Annotated in this window: 21 protein-coding genes; 18 read left to right on the plus strand and 3 right to left on the minus strand. The window is 67.2% G+C overall.

The window, feature by feature from the left end; all coding sequences use genetic code 11:
• Positions 1–21 precede the first annotated feature (21 nt).
• From LuPra_RS05755 to LuPra_RS05805, 11 genes are all read left to right on the plus strand, one after another.
• The gene (locus tag LuPra_RS05755) at positions 22–1056 is read left to right on the plus strand and encodes a DUF2278 family protein (RefSeq protein ID WP_157898784.1); all 1035 of its coding nucleotides are present in this window, start codon (positions 22–24) and stop codon (positions 1054–1056) included.
• A 372-nt stretch (positions 1057–1428) separates the two neighbouring features.
• Entirely contained in the window at positions 1429–2490 is a 1062-nt protein-coding gene (locus LuPra_RS05760) for a BamA/TamA family outer membrane protein (protein ID WP_110169862.1), read from the plus strand.
• 257 nt (positions 2491–2747) lie between these two features.
• The gene (locus tag LuPra_RS05765) at positions 2748–3233 is read left to right on the plus strand and encodes a VOC family protein (protein WP_110174546.1); all 486 of its coding nucleotides are present in this window, start codon (positions 2748–2750) and stop codon (positions 3231–3233) included.
• A 22-nt stretch (positions 3234–3255) separates the two neighbouring features.
• A complete protein-coding gene (locus LuPra_RS05770; protein WP_110169863.1) occupies positions 3256–3660 on the plus strand; it encodes a YciI family protein in 405 nt (134 codons plus the stop codon).
• A complete protein-coding gene (locus tag LuPra_RS05775) occupies positions 3657–4943 on the plus strand; it encodes an RNA polymerase sigma factor (RefSeq protein WP_110169864.1) in 1287 nt (428 codons plus the stop codon). Before LuPra_RS05770 ends, LuPra_RS05775 begins: the two co-directional genes overlap by 4 nt.
• Before the next feature lie 123 nt (positions 4944–5066).
• Positions 5067–5684, plus strand: a complete 618-nt coding sequence (locus tag LuPra_RS05780; RefSeq protein WP_110169865.1) for a hypothetical protein — start codon at positions 5067–5069, stop codon at positions 5682–5684.
• A 130-nt stretch (positions 5685–5814) separates the two neighbouring features.
• A complete protein-coding gene (locus LuPra_RS05785) occupies positions 5815–7107 on the plus strand; it encodes a M28 family metallopeptidase (protein WP_110169866.1) in 1293 nt (430 codons plus the stop codon).
• Between the two features lie 68 nt (positions 7108–7175).
• Entirely contained in the window at positions 7176–7994 is an 819-nt protein-coding gene (locus tag LuPra_RS05790) for a trypsin-like serine protease (protein ID WP_234800746.1), read from the plus strand.
• Between the two features lie 123 nt (positions 7995–8117).
• Entirely contained in the window at positions 8118–8822 is a 705-nt protein-coding gene (gene bshB1 / locus LuPra_RS05795) for a bacillithiol biosynthesis deacetylase BshB1 (RefSeq protein ID WP_110169868.1), read from the plus strand.
• Positions 8819–9967, plus strand: coding sequence for an N-acetyl-alpha-D-glucosaminyl L-malate synthase BshA (gene bshA / locus LuPra_RS05800; protein WP_110169869.1), 1149 nt, complete (start codon positions 8819–8821; stop codon positions 9965–9967). The genes bshB1 and bshA overlap by 4 nt, the downstream gene beginning before the upstream one ends.
• Positions 9968–10040: 73 nt before the next feature.
• On the plus strand, positions 10041–11174 hold the full coding sequence (locus LuPra_RS05805; protein ID WP_169812016.1) for a glycoside hydrolase 5 family protein: 1134 nt from the start codon (positions 10041–10043) through the stop codon (positions 11172–11174).
• A gap of 150 nt (positions 11175–11324) precedes the next feature.
• Here the strand turns inward: LuPra_RS05805 and LuPra_RS05810 are convergent, their stop codons facing one another.
• Positions 11325–11765: a VOC family protein gene (locus tag LuPra_RS05810; protein ID WP_110174548.1), complete on the minus strand. Its 441-nt coding sequence runs from the start codon at positions 11763–11765 to the stop codon at positions 11325–11327.
• 100 nt (positions 11766–11865) lie between these two features.
• The gene (locus tag LuPra_RS05815; RefSeq protein ID WP_418001403.1) at positions 11866–12876 is read right to left on the minus strand and encodes a sigma-70 family RNA polymerase sigma factor; all 1011 of its coding nucleotides are present in this window, start codon (positions 12874–12876) and stop codon (positions 11866–11868) included.
• A 198-nt stretch (positions 12877–13074) separates the two neighbouring features.
• Here LuPra_RS05815 and LuPra_RS05820 point away from each other — a divergent pair, with 198 nt between their 5' ends.
• The 5 genes from LuPra_RS05820 (at position 13075) to LuPra_RS05840 (ending at position 16651) form a co-directional block, all read left to right on the plus strand.
• Complete coding sequence (locus LuPra_RS05820) at positions 13075–14625, plus strand: ADP-ribosylglycohydrolase family protein (RefSeq protein WP_110169871.1); 1551 nt, start codon at positions 13075–13077, stop codon at positions 14623–14625.
• Positions 14626–15414 (plus strand): META domain-containing protein, encoded by a 789-nt coding sequence (locus LuPra_RS05825; protein WP_110169872.1) that lies wholly within the window; start codon positions 14626–14628, stop codon positions 15412–15414.
• Positions 15415–15425: 11 nt separating this feature from the next.
• Positions 15426–15836 (plus strand): hypothetical protein, encoded by a 411-nt coding sequence (locus LuPra_RS05830; RefSeq protein ID WP_110169873.1) that lies wholly within the window; start codon positions 15426–15428, stop codon positions 15834–15836.
• An 11-nt stretch (positions 15837–15847) separates the two neighbouring features.
• Positions 15848–16180 carry a cupin domain-containing protein gene (locus LuPra_RS05835; RefSeq protein WP_110169874.1) on the plus strand — a complete coding sequence of 111 codons (333 nt, stop codon included), beginning with the start codon at positions 15848–15850 and terminating at the stop codon, positions 16178–16180.
• Between the two features lie 159 nt (positions 16181–16339).
• Positions 16340–16651 carry a DUF5666 domain-containing protein gene (locus LuPra_RS05840; protein ID WP_110169875.1) on the plus strand — a complete coding sequence of 104 codons (312 nt, stop codon included), beginning with the start codon at positions 16340–16342 and terminating at the stop codon, positions 16649–16651.
• A gap of 105 nt (positions 16652–16756) precedes the next feature.
• Here LuPra_RS05840 and LuPra_RS05845 read toward each other — a convergent pair whose 3' ends face one another.
• Complete coding sequence (locus tag LuPra_RS05845) at positions 16757–17665, minus strand: alpha/beta fold hydrolase (protein WP_157898785.1); 909 nt, start codon at positions 17663–17665, stop codon at positions 16757–16759.
• 142 nt (positions 17666–17807) lie between these two features.
• On the opposite strand from LuPra_RS05845, the gene LuPra_RS05850 reads away from it, so the two are divergent.
• Both LuPra_RS05850 and LuPra_RS05855 read left to right on the plus strand, forming a co-directional pair.
• Positions 17808–19139: a neutral/alkaline non-lysosomal ceramidase N-terminal domain-containing protein gene (locus LuPra_RS05850; protein WP_157898786.1), complete on the plus strand. Its 1332-nt coding sequence runs from the start codon at positions 17808–17810 to the stop codon at positions 19137–19139.
• The gene (locus LuPra_RS05855; protein ID WP_110169878.1) at positions 19136–20506 is read left to right on the plus strand and encodes a DegT/DnrJ/EryC1/StrS family aminotransferase; all 1371 of its coding nucleotides are present in this window, start codon (positions 19136–19138) and stop codon (positions 20504–20506) included. Before LuPra_RS05850 ends, LuPra_RS05855 begins: the two co-directional genes overlap by 4 nt.

A 20506-nucleotide genomic window follows, 5' to 3' on the forward strand; every position in this document is an offset into this window, starting at 1 on the left:
ATCCCATGTGAGGAGCGTGTAATGGCCATTCTCTACGGTGTGCTGCGCGGGCGTCCGGATCGGTTCAAGCGCGAGGACAACGCGTCCACCCCGCACCTGCAGATTCGGGTACTCGAGGATGGCGGGCAGCCGTGGCGAATCGCGGTGAACGTCCAGTCCAACACCGGCTCGCACGTCGCGTTCTGGGTGGTCGACCCGCTTGTCGGCCATCCGGTGCTGGCGTCGTTGGAGGGCCGATCGCAGGGGTTCACGACGCTTGCGGCCAATGCCGGCGGGGCGCTCGACTACGTCAAGGCGCCGCTGTTCGATCTCGCGCTCGGCCGCGTATTGCCGCCGACCGGCGCCGCGAGCGCCGACGATCTCCAGGACCTGCTGTCGTTGTTCCTGGAGCAGTGCAAGGCCGCCGGCGGCGAGATCTTCGCGTTCGGGGCAAAGTTCGAGCAGAACCTGCACAAGCCGATCGACATGGAGTTTGGCAACACCGACGGCCTGCACGGCATCCACGACATCCACATGAACCAGGGCAACGTCGGGCAGCACGCCGGTGACAATGGTGTCTTTCACGATGGCGGATTGATCCTCAAGTTCCCGGATCGCCTGATGGGACTGTTCCTCGCGTTCCAGAGTCAGCGGGTGCCGACCGACGCCGCTGGCAATGCGGCCACGGGTGCGCTCGCCATCGAGCAGATCCTCGGCGGCGGCGGGCCGACCTTGCCCCCGCCGCTGGTGTCGACGATCTACATCGAGCGCGCATTGATCAATCCGAGTGGCGCGGACCCGGGGCTCGAGACCGTGGTGCTGGGCAACCTCGCAGCCACGTCGCAGACGCTGAGCCACTGGCGCCTGCTCGACAAGAACGGCCGTGCCACGCCGATTGACGCGACGCTCGCCCCCGGGGCGTCACTCATCGTCGCGCTCGACGGCAGGGGCGTGCAGCTCGGGAACAATGGTGGCAACCTGATCCTGCAGGACGACACCAACGCCCAGGTCGATGTCGTGACCTACACCGCCGAGGATGCGGGGTCCGACAACCGCTACGTGCGCTTCCGTCGGTGACGCACACGGCGCCACCGGCGACCGACGACCTGCGCCGACGACGCAGGTCGTCCTTCTTCGCGCCGATCTTCGCGTCGACGGCCTCCTTGACGGCCGTCCTGCGCGGCGCCGCGGGCCGCCGACGAGACCGTCCCCTGTGTCATCTGCTTCCGTTCCCACTCTCTCGATCGCCGTCGACATCCCGGATTCGTACCCCAGGCGTTGCCAATTCATCGCCGCCCTCTCGCTTCGCTCAGCGTGCGCCTGCAACGTAAGGCGATGGTTACAGCCCTGCGCTGGCGAGTCGCAGGAGGCGCCAGGCGCAGTGCTAAGATCGCGGGCCTGCTGGCGCGCAGTCGCTCCCCTGGTGCACGCGTTTGGGAATGAATTCCGATGCTCGACCACAAAGGCTCGACGAGGCAGCGGAGACTGTCTCTCCTGGCAGCCCTCGACGGAGGAAGAGCCGAAGGACGCCCCGGCGGGTCGATCGTCGCCCTGGTTGCTGGTGCCACTGGTCTCGTCGAGCCCGAAGCTGGCACGTCACTCGGGGCCATGGGTGCATACCTGCACAAGTTCGACCCTGTCAGCCGTGTTTCGCTGTTCGGGGTCTCGTACCAGTACACGTCGACGCACTCCACGATTGCCTCGGCGTTTGCCCGCGCCTCGTTCGGCGCCGACCACCATCGCCTCGCAGGCGTCGCCGTACTCGGATACATCAAGAACGACTACGACGATTACCTCGGGTCCGGGCAACCACTGAAGACCGCCGACGATCTGAGGGCGGCGGCGGGTCGATATCTCTACCGCGTGAAGGGCAACTGGTTGTTGGGCGCGCAGGGCGTCGCCACCAATTACCAGGTCTTCGGCGAGTCGACGCAGGACAACCTTGTCCTCGAGACGCTGGGCCTGGTCGGGTACAAGTCGGTCGCCCTCGGGGCGGTCGTGATGCACGACTCCCGCGACAATGAAGACATGCCTCGTCGCGGCTGGTTCCTGGACCTGGACAACCGCGCCTACCGTGAGGGTCTGGGTGGCGAGGAATCCTTCGATGCCTACCGCGCGGACCTCAGAATCATCTGGCCGCAGCGCGGTGGTCACCTGATGGCGTTCAGGCAGTACAACTGGCTGACGCAGGATGCGCCGTCGGTGGCGCAGGCGACGGTCGTGCTGCGCGGCTACAAGCAGGGCCAGTACCTGGCGCCGCACATGTCATCGGTCGAGGCAGAAGAGCGCCTGTCGCTCGGCTCGCGATGGACCTCGACGATGTTCGCCGGTCTGGCTGGCCTGTATGGCAACCGCGGTGCTACTTCGTCCAACCGCCAGTTCTACCCGAACTGGGGCGCGGGCCTGCAGTTGGTCATCAAGCCGGCCCAGCGCATGCTGGTGAATCTCGAGTACGCGCAAGGCGTCGAGGGCAATCGGGGCATCTACCTCAAGTTCGGCTACGGGTGGTGATCGACGACTCCCGAATCCCCATCCCGGCTCCGTCGCTTGCACCGGACGTAGCCGCCGGACTTCAGTCCGGCGGTCGTCGTCAGGACGTGGTAGGCACGGCGCTACCGGAAGCCGACTCCCGACTCCCGACTCCCGACTCCCGTCGAGCTGAGTATCGACGGCTACATCCATTCGACTGCCATGTAGAGTCCTGGCGGTCGGCTCCGACTACACGATGAACGCCGCACATGGGCGGCAGCATCACGGGAGCTCAGACGATGACAGGTACTCCGAAGATCGCGACGCACTTGTGGTTCAACGGCAATGCCGACGAGGCGGTTGCCTTCTACACCTCGCTCTTTGACGATGCGCGAATCACCAACGTCGTGCGATGGGGCGAGGGTGGTCCCGGTCCACAGGGCGCCGTCCTGAACATCGCCTTCGAGATGGCGGGCCAGTCGTTCATCGCGCTGAACGGCGGGCCAGCGTTCACGTTCACGCCGGCGATCTCGCTTGCCGTGTCGTGCGAAACGCAGGCGGAAGTGGACGCACTCTGGACCAGGCTCCTCGACGGTGGCGGCAAGCCCAACGCCTGCGGGTGGCTCGACGATCGCTTCGGGCTCTCCTGGCAGATCGTCCCGTCGGCACTGACCGAATTGATGAGCGATCCGGACCCGAAGGCGTCCGGACGCGTTGCCCGCGCCTTGATGGGCATGCAGAAGATCGACATCGCCAGCCTGCAGCGCGCGTACCTGGCCGCCTGACGGCCACCTCGAGGAGACATCGATGAAGTACATGCTGATGATGCACGTCGCCGGCGGCGGGTCGTACCAGATCGCAAGCTGGCCTGCGCCGGACATTGCGGCACACATCCGCTTCATGCGGGACTTTGCCGGCAAGCTGGCCGCTGCCGGGGAGCTTCTCGGAGCCGAGGGGCTCGGCGGGCCGGACGAGGCGAAGCTCGTACGAGCCGGCGCCGCCGGAGAGCCGATCACCGACGGCGTGTTCCCTGAATCGAAGGAGTTCCTTGCCGGCTTCTGGCTGGTGGATGTCGACACACCCGAGCGCGCCTATGCGATCGCTGCAGAGGCTTCTGCCGCTCCGGGGCTTGGCGGCGCGCCGTTGAACCTCGCCATCGAAGTACGACAGGTGATGAGCGGTCCGCCGGCCGACTGGACGCCGGACACGTGATCCCGCGGCTCGACGACAACGCCCAGGATCTGCTGCGCGATCTCGCGCCGACGGTCCTGGGCGCCCTGCTGCGCCGCTACCGCGACTTCGGCGGTTGCGAAGACGCGGTCCAGGAGGCCCTGCTTGCCGCGGCCATGCAGTGGCCGAAGCAGGGCATGCCCGAGAACCCGAGGGGCTGGCTCATGACGGTGGCAACACGCCGGCTCACCGACCAGATCCGGGCGGACACCGCGCGGAGACTCCGCGAGCACATGGTGGTCAGCCTGATTCCCGCCGACGAGCAGATCGCGCTGGCCGCCGACGCTGCCGGTGTGAACGAGCGGGATGAAACGCTCGACCTCTACTTCATGTGCAGCCATCCGGCGTTGTCGCCGGCATCGCAGATCGCCCTCACGCTGCGTGTAATGGGCGGCTTGACGACCGGTGAAATCGCGCGTGCATTCATGGTGCCGGAGGCCACGATGGCGCAGCGGCTGACGCGGGCGAAACTGACGATCAAGGCGGCCGGTCGAACCTTCCCCGAGCTCACGGCGGGCGATCGCAAGGCCCGGCTGCCGATCGTCCTCAAGGTCTTGTACCTGACCTTCAACGAAGGGTACACGGCGACTGGAGGGGCCGCGCTGTACCGCGTCGACCTGTCGAATGAAGCCATCCGGGTCGCCCGGCTGCTCTTGCGGTTGCTGCCGGATCAACCGGAAGTCGGCGGCCTGCTGGCGTTGATGCTGCTCACCGACGCGCGGCGCCCGGCGCGCACGGGTCCGAACGGTGAGCTGATCCCGCTCGGTGAACAGGTGCGATCGCACTGGAACCAGGAGCGCATCTCGGAGGGCACGTGGATCCTCGAGCGAGCGCTTGCGCAGGGCGCCGTCGGGCCGTACCAGGTTCAGGCAGCCATCGCAGCACTCCATGACGAAGCGCCAAGCACCGAGGCGACCGACTGGCCACAGATTCTCGCTCTCTACGAGCTGCTTCGGTTCCAGGACAACCCGATGGTGAGCCTCAGCCGAGCGATTGCGCTCGCGATGGTCAACGGCCCTGAGGCTGGCCTGGCTGCCCTGGACGAGCTCGCACTGGATCCACGCATCTCGAACCACCACAGACTGACTGCGGCTCGTGCACACCTGCTCGAGCGAGCCGGCCATCACGCGGAGGCGATCGAAGAGTACCGTCGCGCCGCGCAGCGCACCACGAACACACCGGAGCGGGATTACCTGCTCCTGCATGCGGCTCGGCTGAGCGATTCGCTTCGGCTCTCGAGTTGCACGACGTCATCGGGCATATGAGCCGTCAGGAGGCGCGTCATGCGGATATCAGTCAAACGACTATCATTGGCCTTCGCCGCGACTGCAGCGACACGAGTGTGCGCAGCCGCCCGCGCATGTGCAGGGGTATCCAGACTCGGAGCCGTGGTGCTCCTGTCGTGCGCCTGCGTGGCCGCACCGGGCCGAGCGCAGGTGATTGTCTCGGCGGGCGGCGGGGTGTCTGGCGAAGGACAACCCAGCGTCGGCGGGGGCGTTGGCATGTCGGTTGGCGCCGTACGAGCGGAACTCGAACTCGGGTGGGCACGTCAGGGCATCGATCGCCGTGCGGCGACGCCGTCAGAGCCCTCCGGGAATTTCCCGGGCGCCGGCGGGGCGCCCTACCTGCCGGCGGTGATGGCAGACGTCTCCACACTCGTGTTCCGCGTCGCGGTTCCGCTCAGGCGCGACAAGCCGTTCCAGCCATTCGGCAGCATCGGTGTGGGGCTCGCCAGGGCCACACGTCCGCCACCACCAGGGGAATCATTGTCGCGAACGGACACCCAGGCCGGCATCGAAGCCGGCGGTGGCGCAACGTTCTGGTTCAGCAACAGGATCGGGCTTCGGACGGCAGCCACGTACTACAAGGTGTTCGGGCCTGACGGCAATTTCCACGGGCCCCCGGGCAGTGGCGTCGTCTACACGAACGTGTTGCGCGACTTCTCGTTGACCCGTGTCACGGTGGGCATCGACATTCGCCTGTCGGGTTCGAGCCCGGTCAGATGAAGAGCACGGCAGCAATAGCCTGCAGCCTGCAGTATCCCGTAGCCTGTAGGCCGTAGGCCGTAGCCCGTCGGCGTACCCGGAACCCGGTACCCGGAACCCGGTACCCGGCGGCGTTGATATCCTGCAGGCCATGCTGCAGGCCTCGCCCGACAGAATCGCCCATGACCTCGATGTTCTCGTACGCGACATCGGCGTGCGACTGGCCGGAACCCCGGGAGAACGTGCAGCGGCCGATCACGTGCTCGCCAACGCACGTGCCCTCGGCGCCGACGCGTGGGACGAGTCCTTCCCGATGCGGGCCCGGGTCGTCACCGAGGAGCAGCTGGAGATCGACATCGATGGCACCTGGCGGCCGTTCCCCTGTTCGCTGTTCAGCAGCACGCCAGGAACCGACGGTGAGTGGCGTTCGGCCGAACTCACGACGCTGACGCCGACCGACTATCAGCGCGACGACCTCGGGCATCTTTGCGGCAAAGCGGTCATCCACATGGGCTGCCACATCGAGTCGCGGGCGTCCTACCAGCGCCTGATGGACGCCGGGCCAGCCTTCCTGTTGATGGTCGATACGCGCTATCCCGCCGACACGCCCCGCGCCGACGGCATGTTCCCCGAGTACACCGCAGCGATCGGCGCCGTGCCGACCCTCAACGTGGCGCACCACGACGCCTGGACCTGGACGGCCGTGCGTGCTACTCGCGCCCGCTGCCGCGTCGTCGGCGGCATGGTGCCCGCCACGTCGCAGAACGTCGTCATCGACCTGCCAGGCACCGACCTGGCCGACGACATCCTCTACGCGAGTGCCCATCACGACACGCAGGCGAATTCACCCGGCGCTGACGACAACGGCTCGGGGGTCGTCGGCGTGATGGAACTGGCGCGACTGCTGCAGCCGCAGCCGCGTCGTCGCACGATTCGCCTGATCTCGTTCGGTGCCGAAGAACAGCTCTCGGTCGGATCGGCCGCCTACGTTCGCACGCATCGCGACGAGGTGTCGCGTCGCGGCCGTTGCATGTACAACCTGGACAGCTACGGCTCACACCTCGGGTGGACGCAGCTGTACATCAACGCCCACCCGGACTTCGAGGCGTCGCTGCGACCGTACTTTCGCACCGCCGATCTCTATTACCAGACGATCACCGCCGTCGTGCCGTATGCCGATCACTTCCCGTTCGTGGCCGCCGGCATGCCTGGTGTCTTCCATTACCGCGTCAACTGCGACGGCGGACGCTTCTTCCACCATCGCCCCGATGACGACCTGACGCGCGTCTCGCCGGAGGTGATCGCGCGGGACGTCTCGGCAGTCGCCAACTGGCTCGAAGCGATGGCGGAATCTGACACCCTGCCATTCACGCCGGCCATCCCGGAAGCCCAGCGACACGACGTGGAGCGGTGCTGGGAGGACCTCTTCGGCGGCTGGAAGTGACCGGTATGGACATCGGTCGGCACTGCCTGGGCTAGAATCGGCTCGGCTCTCTTGAAAGGACCATGCTCTTGTCAATCAAGTCTCGGACCGCCCTTGCGGTGGTAGGTGCCCTCGTGGCGTCGGCAGCAACCGTACTGGCAGTGAAGTACGGAGAACTCGATGGCAATCGCCATCCGTACGTCGGCCTGCTCGTCGCCCAGGACGCCGAAGGCAACCCGCTGTGGCGTTGCAGCGGCACACTCCTGTCGCCGACGTTGTTCCTGACGGCGGGGCATTGCACGGAGGCGCCGGCCGCCCACGTGGAGATCTGGTTCGATGCCGACGTCGATGCCGGCATCCCCTCCAACGGCTATCCGTTCAACGGCAACGTCGGTGGAACCCCCTACACGCATCCCCAGTACGACCCGAACGCCTTCTTCCGGTACGACCTCGGCGTCGTCGTCCTCGACGCGCCCGTGAACATGCCGGCCTACGGCGTGCTGCCGAAGCTCGACGAACTCGATCGGCTCGCCACGCGGCGCGGCAAGCAGGACATCGCCTTCACCGCCGTCGGATACGGTATCCAGGCGAGCTTTCCGGATGCGGCGGCGTGGAAGGAACAAGCCGCACGCGTGCGGTACCTGGCGAGGCCGCAGTTGCTGCAGATCAACGTGCCGGGCTATGTCGGCGACTTTTCACTCCTGCTGTCCAACAACGCCAGCACCGGCGGGACGTGTTTCGGGGACTCGGGTGGACCGAATTTCATCGGCGACAGCAACGTGATCGGCGGTGTCACGTCGTTTGCCAAGAACGGCAACTGTGCAGGCAGCGGTGGCGTCTATCGCGTCGATCGCGCCGATGACCTCGACTGGTTGAACAGCGAGTTCGGCGCCTACCTGCCACAGTAGCCATTCTGCACGCAGGTCCGGTTCGCAGGGATGATGGGCACATCCTTGCGATCCGGGCCTGCTGCGTCGAAGCCGCAGGCGAAGGCGAGCCGGCTTTGACGCGACGTCGAAGTACAGTGAGGCATGGCGGTCGAGATACTCGCGTTTGGCGCGCACCCCGACGACATCGAGATCGGCCTCGGCGGCTGCCTCGCACGGCACGCCGCCGAGGGACACAAGGTCGGATTGTGCGACCTGACCGCGGGTGAACTCGGAAGCAACGGCACTCCCGACGAGCGGCGGGCCGAGGCAGCGGCCGCCGGCTCGGTGCTCGGTGCGGTCACGCGCGAGAACCTCGGCTGGCCCGACGGCGGGATCACCGGGGCGCCGGACCAGCTGCGGTCGGCGGTCGACTGCATCCGGCGGCTGCGGCCCCGCACCGTGGCCATCCCCTACTGGCAGGATCGACACCCGGACCACGCCGCCGCGAGCCAGGTGCTCGTGACCGCGTGTCACCGCAGCGGGCTGCGCCGCTTCGAGACCGACCACGAGGCATGGCGCCCCGACTGGGTCTGTTACTACTTCATCAACGACGCCGCCCCTGCCTCGTTCGTTGTCGACGTCTCTTCCTGGTACGAAATCAAGCGCGCGGCACTCGACTGCCACCGCAGCCAGTTCGCGCCAGCCGAGGCCGGGTCCGTGACGACGCGCCTGGTCGGCGCCGGCTTCCGTCAACTCGTCGAGAGCCGGGACGCGCAGTTCGGTGCGCTCGCCGGCGTCGCGTTCGCTGAGGGCATCGTCATCCGGGAGCCGCTGCTGCGTAGCGGTCTGCTCAAGGGCGTGCGATGAACGTCGGCATCGTCTGCTACGCGTCGGTCGGTGGCAGCGGCGTGGTCGCCACAGAGCTGGGCCGGGTGCTGGCGCAGCGCGGGCACGAGGTCCACCTGATCAGCCACGACCCGCCGTTCAGGTGGCGCGAGGGCGAGCCTCGATTCTTCTTCGAGCACGTGACGGTGCCGCCGTACCCGCTGTTTCTCGAGCCACAGTACCTGCTGGCCCTCGTGAACACGATCGTCCGCGTCGCCAGGGAGCGGCGGCTCGACATCGTGCATGCCCACTACGCAGTACCGCACGCGACGGCCGCCTACCTCGCCGACCAGATGCTCTCCGCGGCGTCCGGGCCCACCGTGCCACGCACGATCACGACGCTGCACGGCACCGACATCACGCTGGTCGGCAGCGATCCGTCGTACTCGTCGGTGGTCGCGTTCTCGATCGAGCAGTCGCATGGCGTGACGGCGGTGTCGCACAGCCTCGCGACCGACACCATCCGGACGCTCGGCATCACCCGCGACATCCGTGTGATCCCGAATTTTCTCGACGTCGATCGCTACCAGCGGCGCCCGGACCCGGCCCTTCGCGCCCGCGTCCGTGGATCGGATCAGGATGCGGCGATTCTCCTGCACACATCGAACTTTCGACCGGTAAAGCGAATCGGTGCGGTGGTGGAGGTCTTCGCGCAGGTGCGGGCGCGCGTGCCGGCGAAGCTCGTGCTCGTCGGCGACGGTCCGGAACGGCGCCGCGTGGAACGTCTCGTCACCGAGGCTGGCCTGACCGCGGATGTGCAGTTTGCCGGGGAACAGCCCGACGCATTGCCGTGGCTGTCGATCGCTGACCTGTTCCTGCTGCCGTCCGCGCAGGAGAGCTTCGGTTTGTCGGCGCTCGAGGCCATGGCCTGCGAGGTGCCGGTCATCGCGTCCCACGTGGGCGGACTGCCCGAAGTCGTCACCGAGGGCGTCACCGGACATCTGCGCGCGCCCGAGGACACCGCGGGCATGACATCGGCGGCACTCGCCTTGCTGCAGGATCCGGCACGCCGCCTCGCCATGGGGCGCGCCGCTGCCGACGATGTACGCCGCAGGTTCCAGCAGGACACTGTGGTGCCGGTGTACGAGCGGATGTACGAGGAGGTCATCGCGGAGGGAGGCAAGTGACCCTCTGCCTTCGCCAAGGCTACGGCGGACCCGTCCTGTCGCCTGGGTCCCGACTCCTGTAGAGTGCTGCACCATGTCGATACGGCACGCCGCGCTGCGGCTCGCGATGGTGGTGATGCTGTGCGCGCCGGCGGTGAGCGCCGCCGCGGCAGGGCGATGGACCGACCAACAGGCGAAGGACTGGTACGCGCGACAGGGCTTCCTGGTCGGCGCCAACTACGTGCCCGCGTCGGCCATCAACGAGCTCGAGATGTGGCAGGCCGCCACGTTCGATCCGGCGCGCATCGATCTCGAACTGGGGTGGGCGGAGGCCATCGGCATGAACACGATGCGCGTGTTCCTGCACGACCTGGCCTATCAGCAGGACCCTGACGGGTTCCTGCGCCGGCTCGATCAGTTCCTCGCCATCGCGCAGAAGCACCGCATCCGGCCGATGCTCGTGCTCTTCGATTCGGTGTGGGATCCGTTCCCGGCGGTGGGCCTGCAGCGGCCGCCACGGCCTGGCGTGCACAACTCAGGTTGGGTGCAGAGTCCGGGCAAGGTCGCCCTCGAGGATCCCGCGCACTGGCCACGCCTCGAGACGTACGTGACGGCCGTCGTCTCCCGCTTCAAGGACGACGCGCGCGTGCTGGCGTGGGACCTCTGGAACGAGGTCGACAACATGAACGACCCGGCATACGGCAGCCTGGAGCCGAAGAACAAAGGCGAACTCGTGCTCGCGTTGCTGCCGCAGGTCTACGCATGGGCGCGCGCGGCGGCGGCTTCGCAGCCGCTCACCAGTGGCCTGTGGCGCGGTGGCGACTGGTCGAAGCTTGCCGAACTTCCCGCGATCGACCGCCTGCAACTCGCGCTCTCGGACGTGATCACGTTCCACAGCTACGACCCGCCAGCGCAACTGGAGGCACGCATCCGGCAGTTGCAGGGTTATCGGCGGCCCATCATCTGCACCGAGTACATGGCCCGCGGCAATGGCAGCACGTTCGAAGGCGCCCTGCCGATCCTGAAACAGCACGGCGTCGGCGCGATCAACTGGGGGCTCGTCCAGGGCAAGGCGCAAACCCACCTGCCATGGGACAGCTGGCGGCGGCCCTATGTGGACCGCGAGCCGGCCGTCTGGTTCCACGAAGTGTTCCGCAACGACGGCACGCCGTACGACGCCAAGGAGACGGCGCTCATCAAGAACCTGAGCGCCGCGCCTGCGAGGTGACCGCGACCGCCGGACAAGTAGATCTATGGCGCCTGCGCCACTGGTAGTCACGATATCCGCTCCAGGTAGGCTGCAGGCCGTAGGCGCGAACATCGTGGGAGTCCGGCGGCTACGTGACAACGCCGGCGGCCGCGTGCCGGTAACGGCGGTCTACGCGCTCGTGCCGGTCACTTCGGCCGGCTGCGGCGGGACTGCGGCCGGATCCATCCAGAAGGCTTCCCAGTGGTGGCCGTCCGGGTCGTAGAAGCTCCAGCCGTACATGAAGCCGTGGTCCATCGGCTTCTGCGCCGGGCTGCCGCCGTTGAGCAGCGCCGCGTGCACCAGGTGGTCGACTTCCTCCCGGCTCGACGCACTGAGCGCGAACAGTCCCTCCGTGTGCCGGCTCGTGTCGCAGATGTCGCGACTGGTGAAGTCCCGGAAGCGCGCCTCTTCCAGCAGCATCACGTAGGCGTCCTCGCTCAGCACCATGCAGGCGGTGTTCTCGGAGCTGAACTGCGGATTGAACGCGAACCCGAGCGCCCGGAAGAAGGTGGTGGCGCGCGCGATGTCCTTGACCGACAGGTTCACGAAAAGCTTGCGTGTGGTGGCCATGCGATGTTTCTCCTCAAAGGGGGCGGTCGCTGCCCGCTTGTCCATGCTGACGCCGCGCAGTGACACGGTCTGACGTGCAGACCACGCGGGCGGACCGGATTCATCGGTCCGATGCGTCCGCCCCTGTCGCGGCGTGGGCCGGCAACTCGGCAGGCAGCCCGAAGCGCGGGAACAGCGTCGCCGTGTCGAGGAAGAACGTCTGGGCGGCAATCGCGCCGCGTTCGATCTCGAGCACGACGAGCGCCCAGGGCAGGTGGCGCCCATCAGGCGACGGCTTGTACTGCCCGAACGCCGGCAAGCCGTTGGCGCTGGTCGGCACGAGTCGCGAACCGCGACACGCCGCGCCACGGCCGAGCATCCAGGCGCTGATCGACGCATGGCCTCTCAGCCAGAGCGAGTACGGCGGCATCGACAGGGTGGCGTCCTCGTGCATGATCGCGGCGAGCGCGTCCACGTCGTAGCGTTCGAAGGCGTGCACGTAACGATCGACGAGGGCGCGTTCGTCGTCCGACAGGGTGGTGTCGGTCGGTTCCACGTCCCGACTTGCCAGGGTCGCACGCGCTCGCTGCAGGGCGCTGTTGACCGCCGCGACGGTCATGTCCAGTCCCTGCGCCACCTCGATCGCCGTCCAGCCAAGCACCTCGACGAGCAGCAGCACGGCGCGCTGCCGCGGCGGCAGGTGCTGCAGGGCCGCCACGAACGCGAGCCGCAGGCTCTGTCGCAGGACCACGCGCTCGTGCTGGTCCGCGTCAGCGGGCAGCGCATCCACGTCGGGTACCGGCTCGATCCAGGACGAGGCTGGCAACACCGTGAGCGGGTCGTCGATGGTCCCGAGCGGCGCCGATTCCGTCGAACGGAAGCGACGGCTGCGGTCGCCGAGGGCATCGAGGCACACGCGCGTCGCGATGCGGTACAGCCACGTCTTCAGTGACGAGCGGCCCTCGAACGACTCCAGGTGGCGCCACGCCCGCACCATCGTCTCCTGTACCGCGTCGTCGGCGTCGAGAACCGAACCGAGCATGCGATAGCAATGTCCAGTGATCGCCGGGCGGTGCCGTTCCAGTTCGTCGATGGTCGTCATTTCATTGATGCCTGATGCCTGATGCCTGATGCCTGATGCCTGATGCCTGATGCCGTGCGGCGACTGCTCTCTGATGCGTAATGCCTCATGCCGGAATCAGATGCAAGCTCGACGTACGCGTGACGTCTTGCACCCTGACGCCCTCCGACGATGCCATTTGACATCGTCGTGGGCATCCCAGCATTTCGGCATTCCCGGCATTTCGGCATTCTTGAGTAAGATCCCCGCATGCAAATGCAGCCCGCGGTGGTGCTGGCCCTGCTGTGTGCGGCGGTTGTCGTGCCTGGCGGCGCCGGCGCGCAGGGGCGGCCGGATGCGCGGGCCGAGTTGCGGCTGTCCAAGGCCGTGCTCCGCGACAAGATTCGTGGTGGATGGGCCGCGCAGACCATCGGTGTCACTTTCGGCGGCCCCACCGAATTCAACTACAACGGTACGTTCATCCAGGACTACGAACCGATCCCGTGGTATGCCGGCTACCTGCGGGAGACGTACGAACGTAATCCGGGCCTGTACGACGACGTGTACGTCGACCTGACGTTCGTCGATGTCATCGAGAAGCACGGACTCGACGCGCCCGCCGCGACGTTCGGGAAAGCGCTCGCCAACGCCGAGTACATGCTGTGGCACGCCAACCAGATGGCTCGCTACAACGTGCTGCGCGGCCTGGCGCCCCCCGACAGTGGCCACTGGCGCAACAACCCCGAGGCCGACGACATCGATTTCCAGATCGAAGCCGACTTCATCGGCCTGATGTCACCAGGGCTGCCCAATGCGGCCACCGCCTATGCCGACAAGGTCGGCCACATCATGAACTCGGGCGACGGCTGGTACGGCGGCGTGTTCGTCGCGGCCATGTACTCGCTCGCCTTCGTCCATGACGATGTCCGGACCGTCGTCACCCGGGCGCTCGACACGATTCCGGCCGCCAGTCGTTTCCACCGCACGATCAGCGCGACGATTCGCCTGCACGACGAGCATCCGACCGACTGGAAGCGCGCCTGGTTCGAACTGCAGCGTCAGTACTCGGAGGACATCGGCTGCCCGGACGGGGTGTTTGCCGCCTTCAACATCGATGCCCGGCTCAACGCCGCGTACGTGGTGCTGGGGCTCCTGTACGGCGAGGGCGACATGAGCCGTACCATTTCCGTGGCCACCCGTGCCGGCCAGGACTCGGACTGCAACCCCGCCACCGCGGCGGGCGTGCTCGGCACGATCCTCGGCTACGAGCGGATCCCGGCGTACTGGAAGCAGGGGCTCGCAGAGGTCGAGGGCCTGCCGTTCAAGTACACGACGATCTCGCTCGACGATGCGTATCGGTTGTCTTACAAACACGCACTGGAGATGGTGCGGCGTGCCGGCGGTCGCGAGGACGGCGAGGACGTCGTCATCCGCGTCGAGGCGCCGGCGCCGGTGCGGCTCGAGCAGAACTTCGAGGGACATCACCCGGTGGCCGAGGTGCGGCTCGCGCGCGCCACGCAGGGTGACGAGACGCGATTCACGTTCGACGGCATCGGCTTCGCGATCCAGGGCGATGTCCGCAGCGAGGATGGCAAGGACCATCTGCTGATCGTCGACATGTTCATCGACGACGTGAAGGCGGACACGGTGGAGTTGCCGACCAACACCACCCGGCGCCGGTTCATTCCGTTCTGGCGGTACGAGTTGCCTGATGGGCGCCACACGGTGCGCCTCAAGCTCCGAGAGCTCGAACCTGGCGCGACACTGCGGCTGCAGCGCGCCATCATTTACGGGCGCACCCCGAAGGCGCCGGAGATCTAGATGCTGTCGATGGCGCTCGTCGCTGCCTCCACCCGCCTGTGCGCACTCACACTGCTGACCGTTGCTGTCGCGCTGACGATCGCGCCGCCGCTCGCGTTCCCTCAACCGACGCCCGGCTCGGCTGCGCCGTTCAAGGCGGTGGGGAACGAGCCCAACTGGACGCTCGACGTTGGCGCGGGTCGACTTCTCCTGCTCACCGATGACGGCAAGACGCGGACGGCCCTGCCGCTGCCGCCGGTGACCCGGATCGAGGGCGGGCGTCGCTACGAAGCGCGTAGCGATGCGCACACGCTGTCGGTGACGATCCTCGATCGGGTGTGTCCCGACTCGATGACCGGCATGCCCCGTCCGGCGACAGTCGAAGTGACGCTCGATGGGCGGCTCTTGAAGGGCTGTGGTGGCGATTCGACGGCGCTGCTTCGCGGCGGGCCGTGGGCGGTGGAGACGGTGCGCGATCGTCCGCTGGTCTTCCTCGACGCCAAGAAGAACAAGCCGCCCGTGCAGACGACGATCGTCATGACCTTCGACTCGGCGGGCCGCCTGGGGGGCACCACGTCGTGCAATACCTACACGTCGAGCTACGTGCTCTCCGGTGAGGGGCTCACAATCACGATGCCCATCGCCTCGTCACGCCCATGCCAGTCACAGGTGATGGTGCAGGAAGCGGCGTTCCTCGAGACGCTGCGCGCGGTGCAGCGCTTCGAGATTGCCGCCGATGGCGCCCTCGTGCTGGTGGCGTCGGAAGGGGGCACGATCACGGCGCGACGCCAGCAGGAGCGGGTTCCCTGATCGGGCACCGGGTGCCGGGTGCCAGGCGGCGTGGCGGCATCCTGAAGCCGCCTCCATCACTTGACGAGCCTCGCGCGGCGGCCGAGCGGCCCGAGGCGCTCCACCACCGCGTGTACGTGGTGCGCCTGGAGCACCCGCGACATCCCGGTACGCGCGACTGTTACTACGTGGGCATGACCGGCCTGCTGCCGCAGGAGCGTTTCGAGAACCACAAGGCCGGCATCAAGTGCGCCGGCGTAGTCCGCGACTTCGGAGTGGAACTCGCCTACGAGTGGTTCGACGAGATTCCACCGATGACCTACGGAGAAGCGGCACAGTGCGAGCCCACGCTCGCGGACGAACTGCGCGATCGCGGCTATGTCGTGTTTGGTCCGACCAACCGTCCACGCCCCACGCGATCGAGACGCCGAACACACAAGTGAGAGGGAGCACCATGAGTCCATCGACATTGCCCGCCGGTCAGGCACTCACGCTGCACGACCTCGTGACACCGACGGCACATGGCATCGCCAGCCGCTTGCTGATGAAGGCGACCGGGGGCAACGTGACGCTCTTCTCCTTCGATGCAGGGCAGGCGCTCACCGAGCACACGTCGGCGTTCGACGCATTGGTGCTCGTGCTCGAGGGGCGGTTCGTGTTGACGGTAGCTGGCTCGCCCGTGGAGGCGACGCCAGGCACGATTGTGCGCCTTCCGGCCAACGTTCCGCATGCCGTCGACGCACCAGAGGCGTCGCGCATGCTCCTCGTCATGGTGAGAGACACGTAGTCGTCGCCAGGACGTTTTAGCGGCTCCACGGTCGTCGGCACGAACATCGCGGCCGTCATTGACGGTGCCGGCCGATTCCACCTGGACAACGTCCCTGCTGGCGACGTCAAGCTGCAGTTCACAGCGACCGGACTCGACGCCACACTGACGCTTGTCGGAGTGAAGGCCGGCGACCGCATCGATATCAAGGTGCGAGTGACGGACACGAGCGTACGGATCGAAGCCGAGCACCGTGACCGGAGTAACGACGACGATGACAAGGACGACAGCGAACTGAAGGGTACGGTGTCGAGTCTCACGGGGACCTGCCCGACGCTGACGTTCACGATGAACGGGACAAACGTGAAGACGAGCAACGCGACGAAGTTCGGACTCGCGTGCGATCGGGTCGCCAATGGCACGCGCCTCGAGGTGGAGGGCACTCGTCAGGGCGGATGGAACGATCCTGGCCACCAAGCTCGATCGCGATGACTAGGTCACCAATAGCCTCCGGCCTGCAGCCTGCAGTGTGTAGGCAGTAGTAGGCAGCAGGCGTCAAGCGTCAAGCGTCAAGCGTCAGGCGTCAGGCGTCAGACGTTACGTGAGCCCCGCGATGACCTGCTCGAACCACGCGATGAGGTCCGTCGTGACTTCGTCGCGGTTCGTCTCGTTCACCAGTTCGTGGCGCGCGTTGGGGTAGAGTTGCAGGCTGACGTGGGTCAGGCCGGTCTCGCGGTAGATGTCGAACAGGCGGCGCACGCCGGCGCCCTGCTCGCCGACGGGGTCCTTGTCGCCCGCGATCAGCCGTACCGGCAAGGCCTTGGGGATGCGGCGCAGGTGTGGCGCGTCACCGAGCGTGCTCTTGCCTCCCAGGAAGTCGAGCCACGCCTGTGTCGTCAGTGGGAATCCGCAGAGCGGATCGGCCACGTAGGCGTCTACCTCCGCCGCGTCGCGCGACAGCCAGTCCACCTCCGTGCGGGTCGGTGCGAACAGGCGGTTGTACGTCTCAAAGACGACGCGCTGGAACCAGCGGCTGGGAGTGCGGGGGCCCCGCAATCGTCGCTCGAGGCGAGCCACGCCGATGCCCGCACGTTCGAGCGGGCCGGGCGGCCGGTTGCTGCCGCACAGCACGACTCCCCGGTAGCGATCGCCCGACTGGCTGAGCAACGCTTGTCCGACAAACGATCCCATCGAGTGCGCGAACAACAACAGCGGTGTGCCCGGCGACGACGCCTGCAAGGCCTGCGACACGCTGGTCGTGTCGTCGAGGAGGCGTTGCCAGCCGTCGCTGTCGCCGAAGTGTCCCGGCAGGCGAGCGCCGTCATCGACGCGCATGTGATCGCCATGTCCGCAATGGTCATGCGCCCACACGGTGTAGCCCGCCGCGTTCAGCGCCGCCGCCAGCCGCGCATAGCGCGCACCGTACTCGGCCATGCCGTGGACGATGTGGACCAGGCCGCGTGGGGAGGACACCTCCCATCGGTGGACCGGCGGCAACTCGGGCATAGACATTAATCATGCCTCAACGCCGACAAGAGCCAGGTAATGCCGGAATGCCGCGAATGCCGGGAATGTCGACAGCCGGTACCCGGTACCCGGTGCCCGTTACCCGCACTCGCCCCGTCCCCGACGTAGAATCCGCCTGACAGTGACCATCCATCGCCGAGCCTTCCTCACCGCCGCGACCCTGGCGGCCCTGCCACCGTTGCGGCTCGATGCCGCCGGGTGGCGCGCGGGCGTCGCCACCATCGACATCACGCCCCGCCAGTCGCTGTGGATGGCCGGTTTTGCCGCGCGCACGCAGCCGTCGCAGGGGACGGCGCAGCCGCTGCACGCCAAGGCCCTTGCCATCGAGGATCTGCGAAGGCAACGCGTGGTCGTTGTCACGCTCGACCTGCTCGGGGTCACCGCCGGCATGGCGGACCGCATCAGTGCCGCTGTGGCGAAGCAGCACCGCGTGCCCCGCGAGCGCTTACTGCTGGCGTCGAGCCACACGCACAGCGGCCCCGTCGTGGACACGCAACTGATGGTTGCCTATGACGTCACGCCGCAGCAGGTACGCGACGTCGAGGCGTACACGGCAACGCTCGAGCAGCAGATCGTCGACGTCGTCGGGCAGGCGATGCACAAGCTGGCGGCGGCGACGCTGCATGCCGGCCAGACCACCGCCGGCTTTGCCGCCAATCGGCGCACGCAGTACACGCCCGATGGACCTGTGGATCACCGCGTCCCGATGTTGCGCGTCGACGTCCACGGCAAGCCGATCGCCGTCCTCTTCAGTTACGCTTGCCACAACACGACCCTGGGCGCCACCAATGTCGAGTGGCACGGCGACTATGCGGGCGTGGCGCAAGCCGCGATTGAAGCGGCCGAGCCCGGCCTGACCGCCCTGTTCATGACCGGGTGCGGCGCCGATGCGAATCCGAAGCCGCGTGGCACGCGCGAGGACGTGCAGCAGCACGGCGAGGCGCTCGCAGCAGCCGTGCGACAGGCCCTGCCGACGCTGACGCCCGTCACTGGCGCCACGCGCGCGGCCCTGGAACTGGTCGACCTGCCCTTCGCCGCCGTACTCACGCCCGAAGAGTGGAAGAAACGCTTCGGGCTCGCGGATCCGTACGTGGCGCGTCACGCAAAGCTGATGGACGAGACCCGCTCGCGCGCTGGCGCGCTGCCGAAGTCGCAGAAGATTCCGGTGCAGGTCTGGCGGTTCGGCAACGACCTCACGCTCGTCACGCTCGGCGGGGAAGTCGTCGTCGACTACGCGCTGCGCCTGCGACGTGAACACCCCGACGACCACGTCTGGCCGGTCGGCTATGCCAACGACGTCTTCGGGTACGTGCCGTCCCGGCGCGTGCTCGACGAAGGCGGATATGAGGGGGGAGGCGCCTTGCTGTACTACGGCCGCCCCGGACCCTTCGACGCCACGGTCGAGGATCGGATCTTCGCCTCGCTCGACCGCCTGCTGAGGAGCACACGATGACGATCAACCGTGCACGCCGCAAGTTCCTCGGGACCGTCGCCGCAGGCGGCGCCTCGATCGTCGCGTCCCGCCACGCCGCTGCCGCGCCGCAGGCCGCGGCACCGAAGGCAGCACCGCTCACCACACCGCGTCCCGCCGTACTGGGAGGCACGCCCATCCGCACCGCCGCATTTCCGGGCTGGCCAGTCCAGGACAGCCGGGAGGAGCAGGCGATGGTGGCCGTGCTCAAGAGCGGCAAGTGGGGCAGGGGTGTCGGCGGGCAGGTCAAGGCCTTCGAAACCCAGTACGCCGCGCTCACCGGGACGCAGCACTGCCTCGCGACCGCCAACGGCACGTCCGCGCTCCTCACGACGCTGGCGGCCATGGGTATCGGTGCCGGCGATGAAGTGATCGTGCCGCCTTACACGTTCGTGGCCACGATCAACGCCGTGCTGATGCTGCACGCGCTGCCCGTGTTCGTCGATACCGACATCGAGACGTTTCAGATCGACGCGAGCAAGATCGCCGCGGCGCTCACGCCGCAGACCCGATTGATCCTCCCGGTGCACCTCGGTGGCTCGGTTGCGGACATGGACACGATCATGGGGCTCTCGACCGCTCGCAACATTCCGGTGGTCGAGGACGCATGCCAGTCGCACCTGGCGCAGTGGAAGGGACGCCATGTCGGCTCGATTGGCAAGGCCGGCTGCTTCTCGTTCCAGGCCAGCAAGAACCTGAACAGCGGTGAGGGCGGCGCGATCATCAGCAACGATCAGGCGCTCGTCGATCAGGCCTACGCCTTCCACAACAACGGACGGCCAGGATCGGGCAGTGACTTCGCCTACCGGCATGCGGGCCTCAACCTGCGGCTGACGGAGTTCCAGGCGTCGCTGCTCATGGCGCAGATGACACGCCTCGAAACGCAGTTCGCCCACCGCGAGGCCAACGCCGCCTACCTCACCAAGCAGTTGAGCCAGATTCCCGGGATCAGCCCCGCGAAGATGTATCCAGGTGTGACCCGCAACGCGTATCACCTCTACATGTTCCGGTACGACCCGAGCGCTTTTGTCGGCCTGCCGCGCGCCGCCTTCCTGAAGGCGCTGCGCGCCGAGGGCATACCCGCCAGCAGTGGCTACTCGCCGCTCAACACGGAGCCGTTCCTCGCCAGCGTGTTCGCGTCCACCGGCTACCAGCGGATCTATGGCGCGGCCACGCTCAAGTCGGCCGAGGAGCGCAGCCGCACGCCGCAGAACGACCGGCTTTGCGAGGAAGCGGTGTGGCTCACGCAGACGATGCTGATCGGACCGAGAGAGGACATGGACCACATCGCCGAGGCCGTGCGCAAGATCCAGAAGTACGCCGGCGAGATCGCCCGTCAGTCCAACTAG

It is taken from the genome of Luteitalea pratensis (genome assembly GCF_001618865.1).
Classification (GTDB): Bacteria; Acidobacteriota; Vicinamibacteria; order Vicinamibacterales; family Vicinamibacteraceae; genus Luteitalea; species Luteitalea pratensis.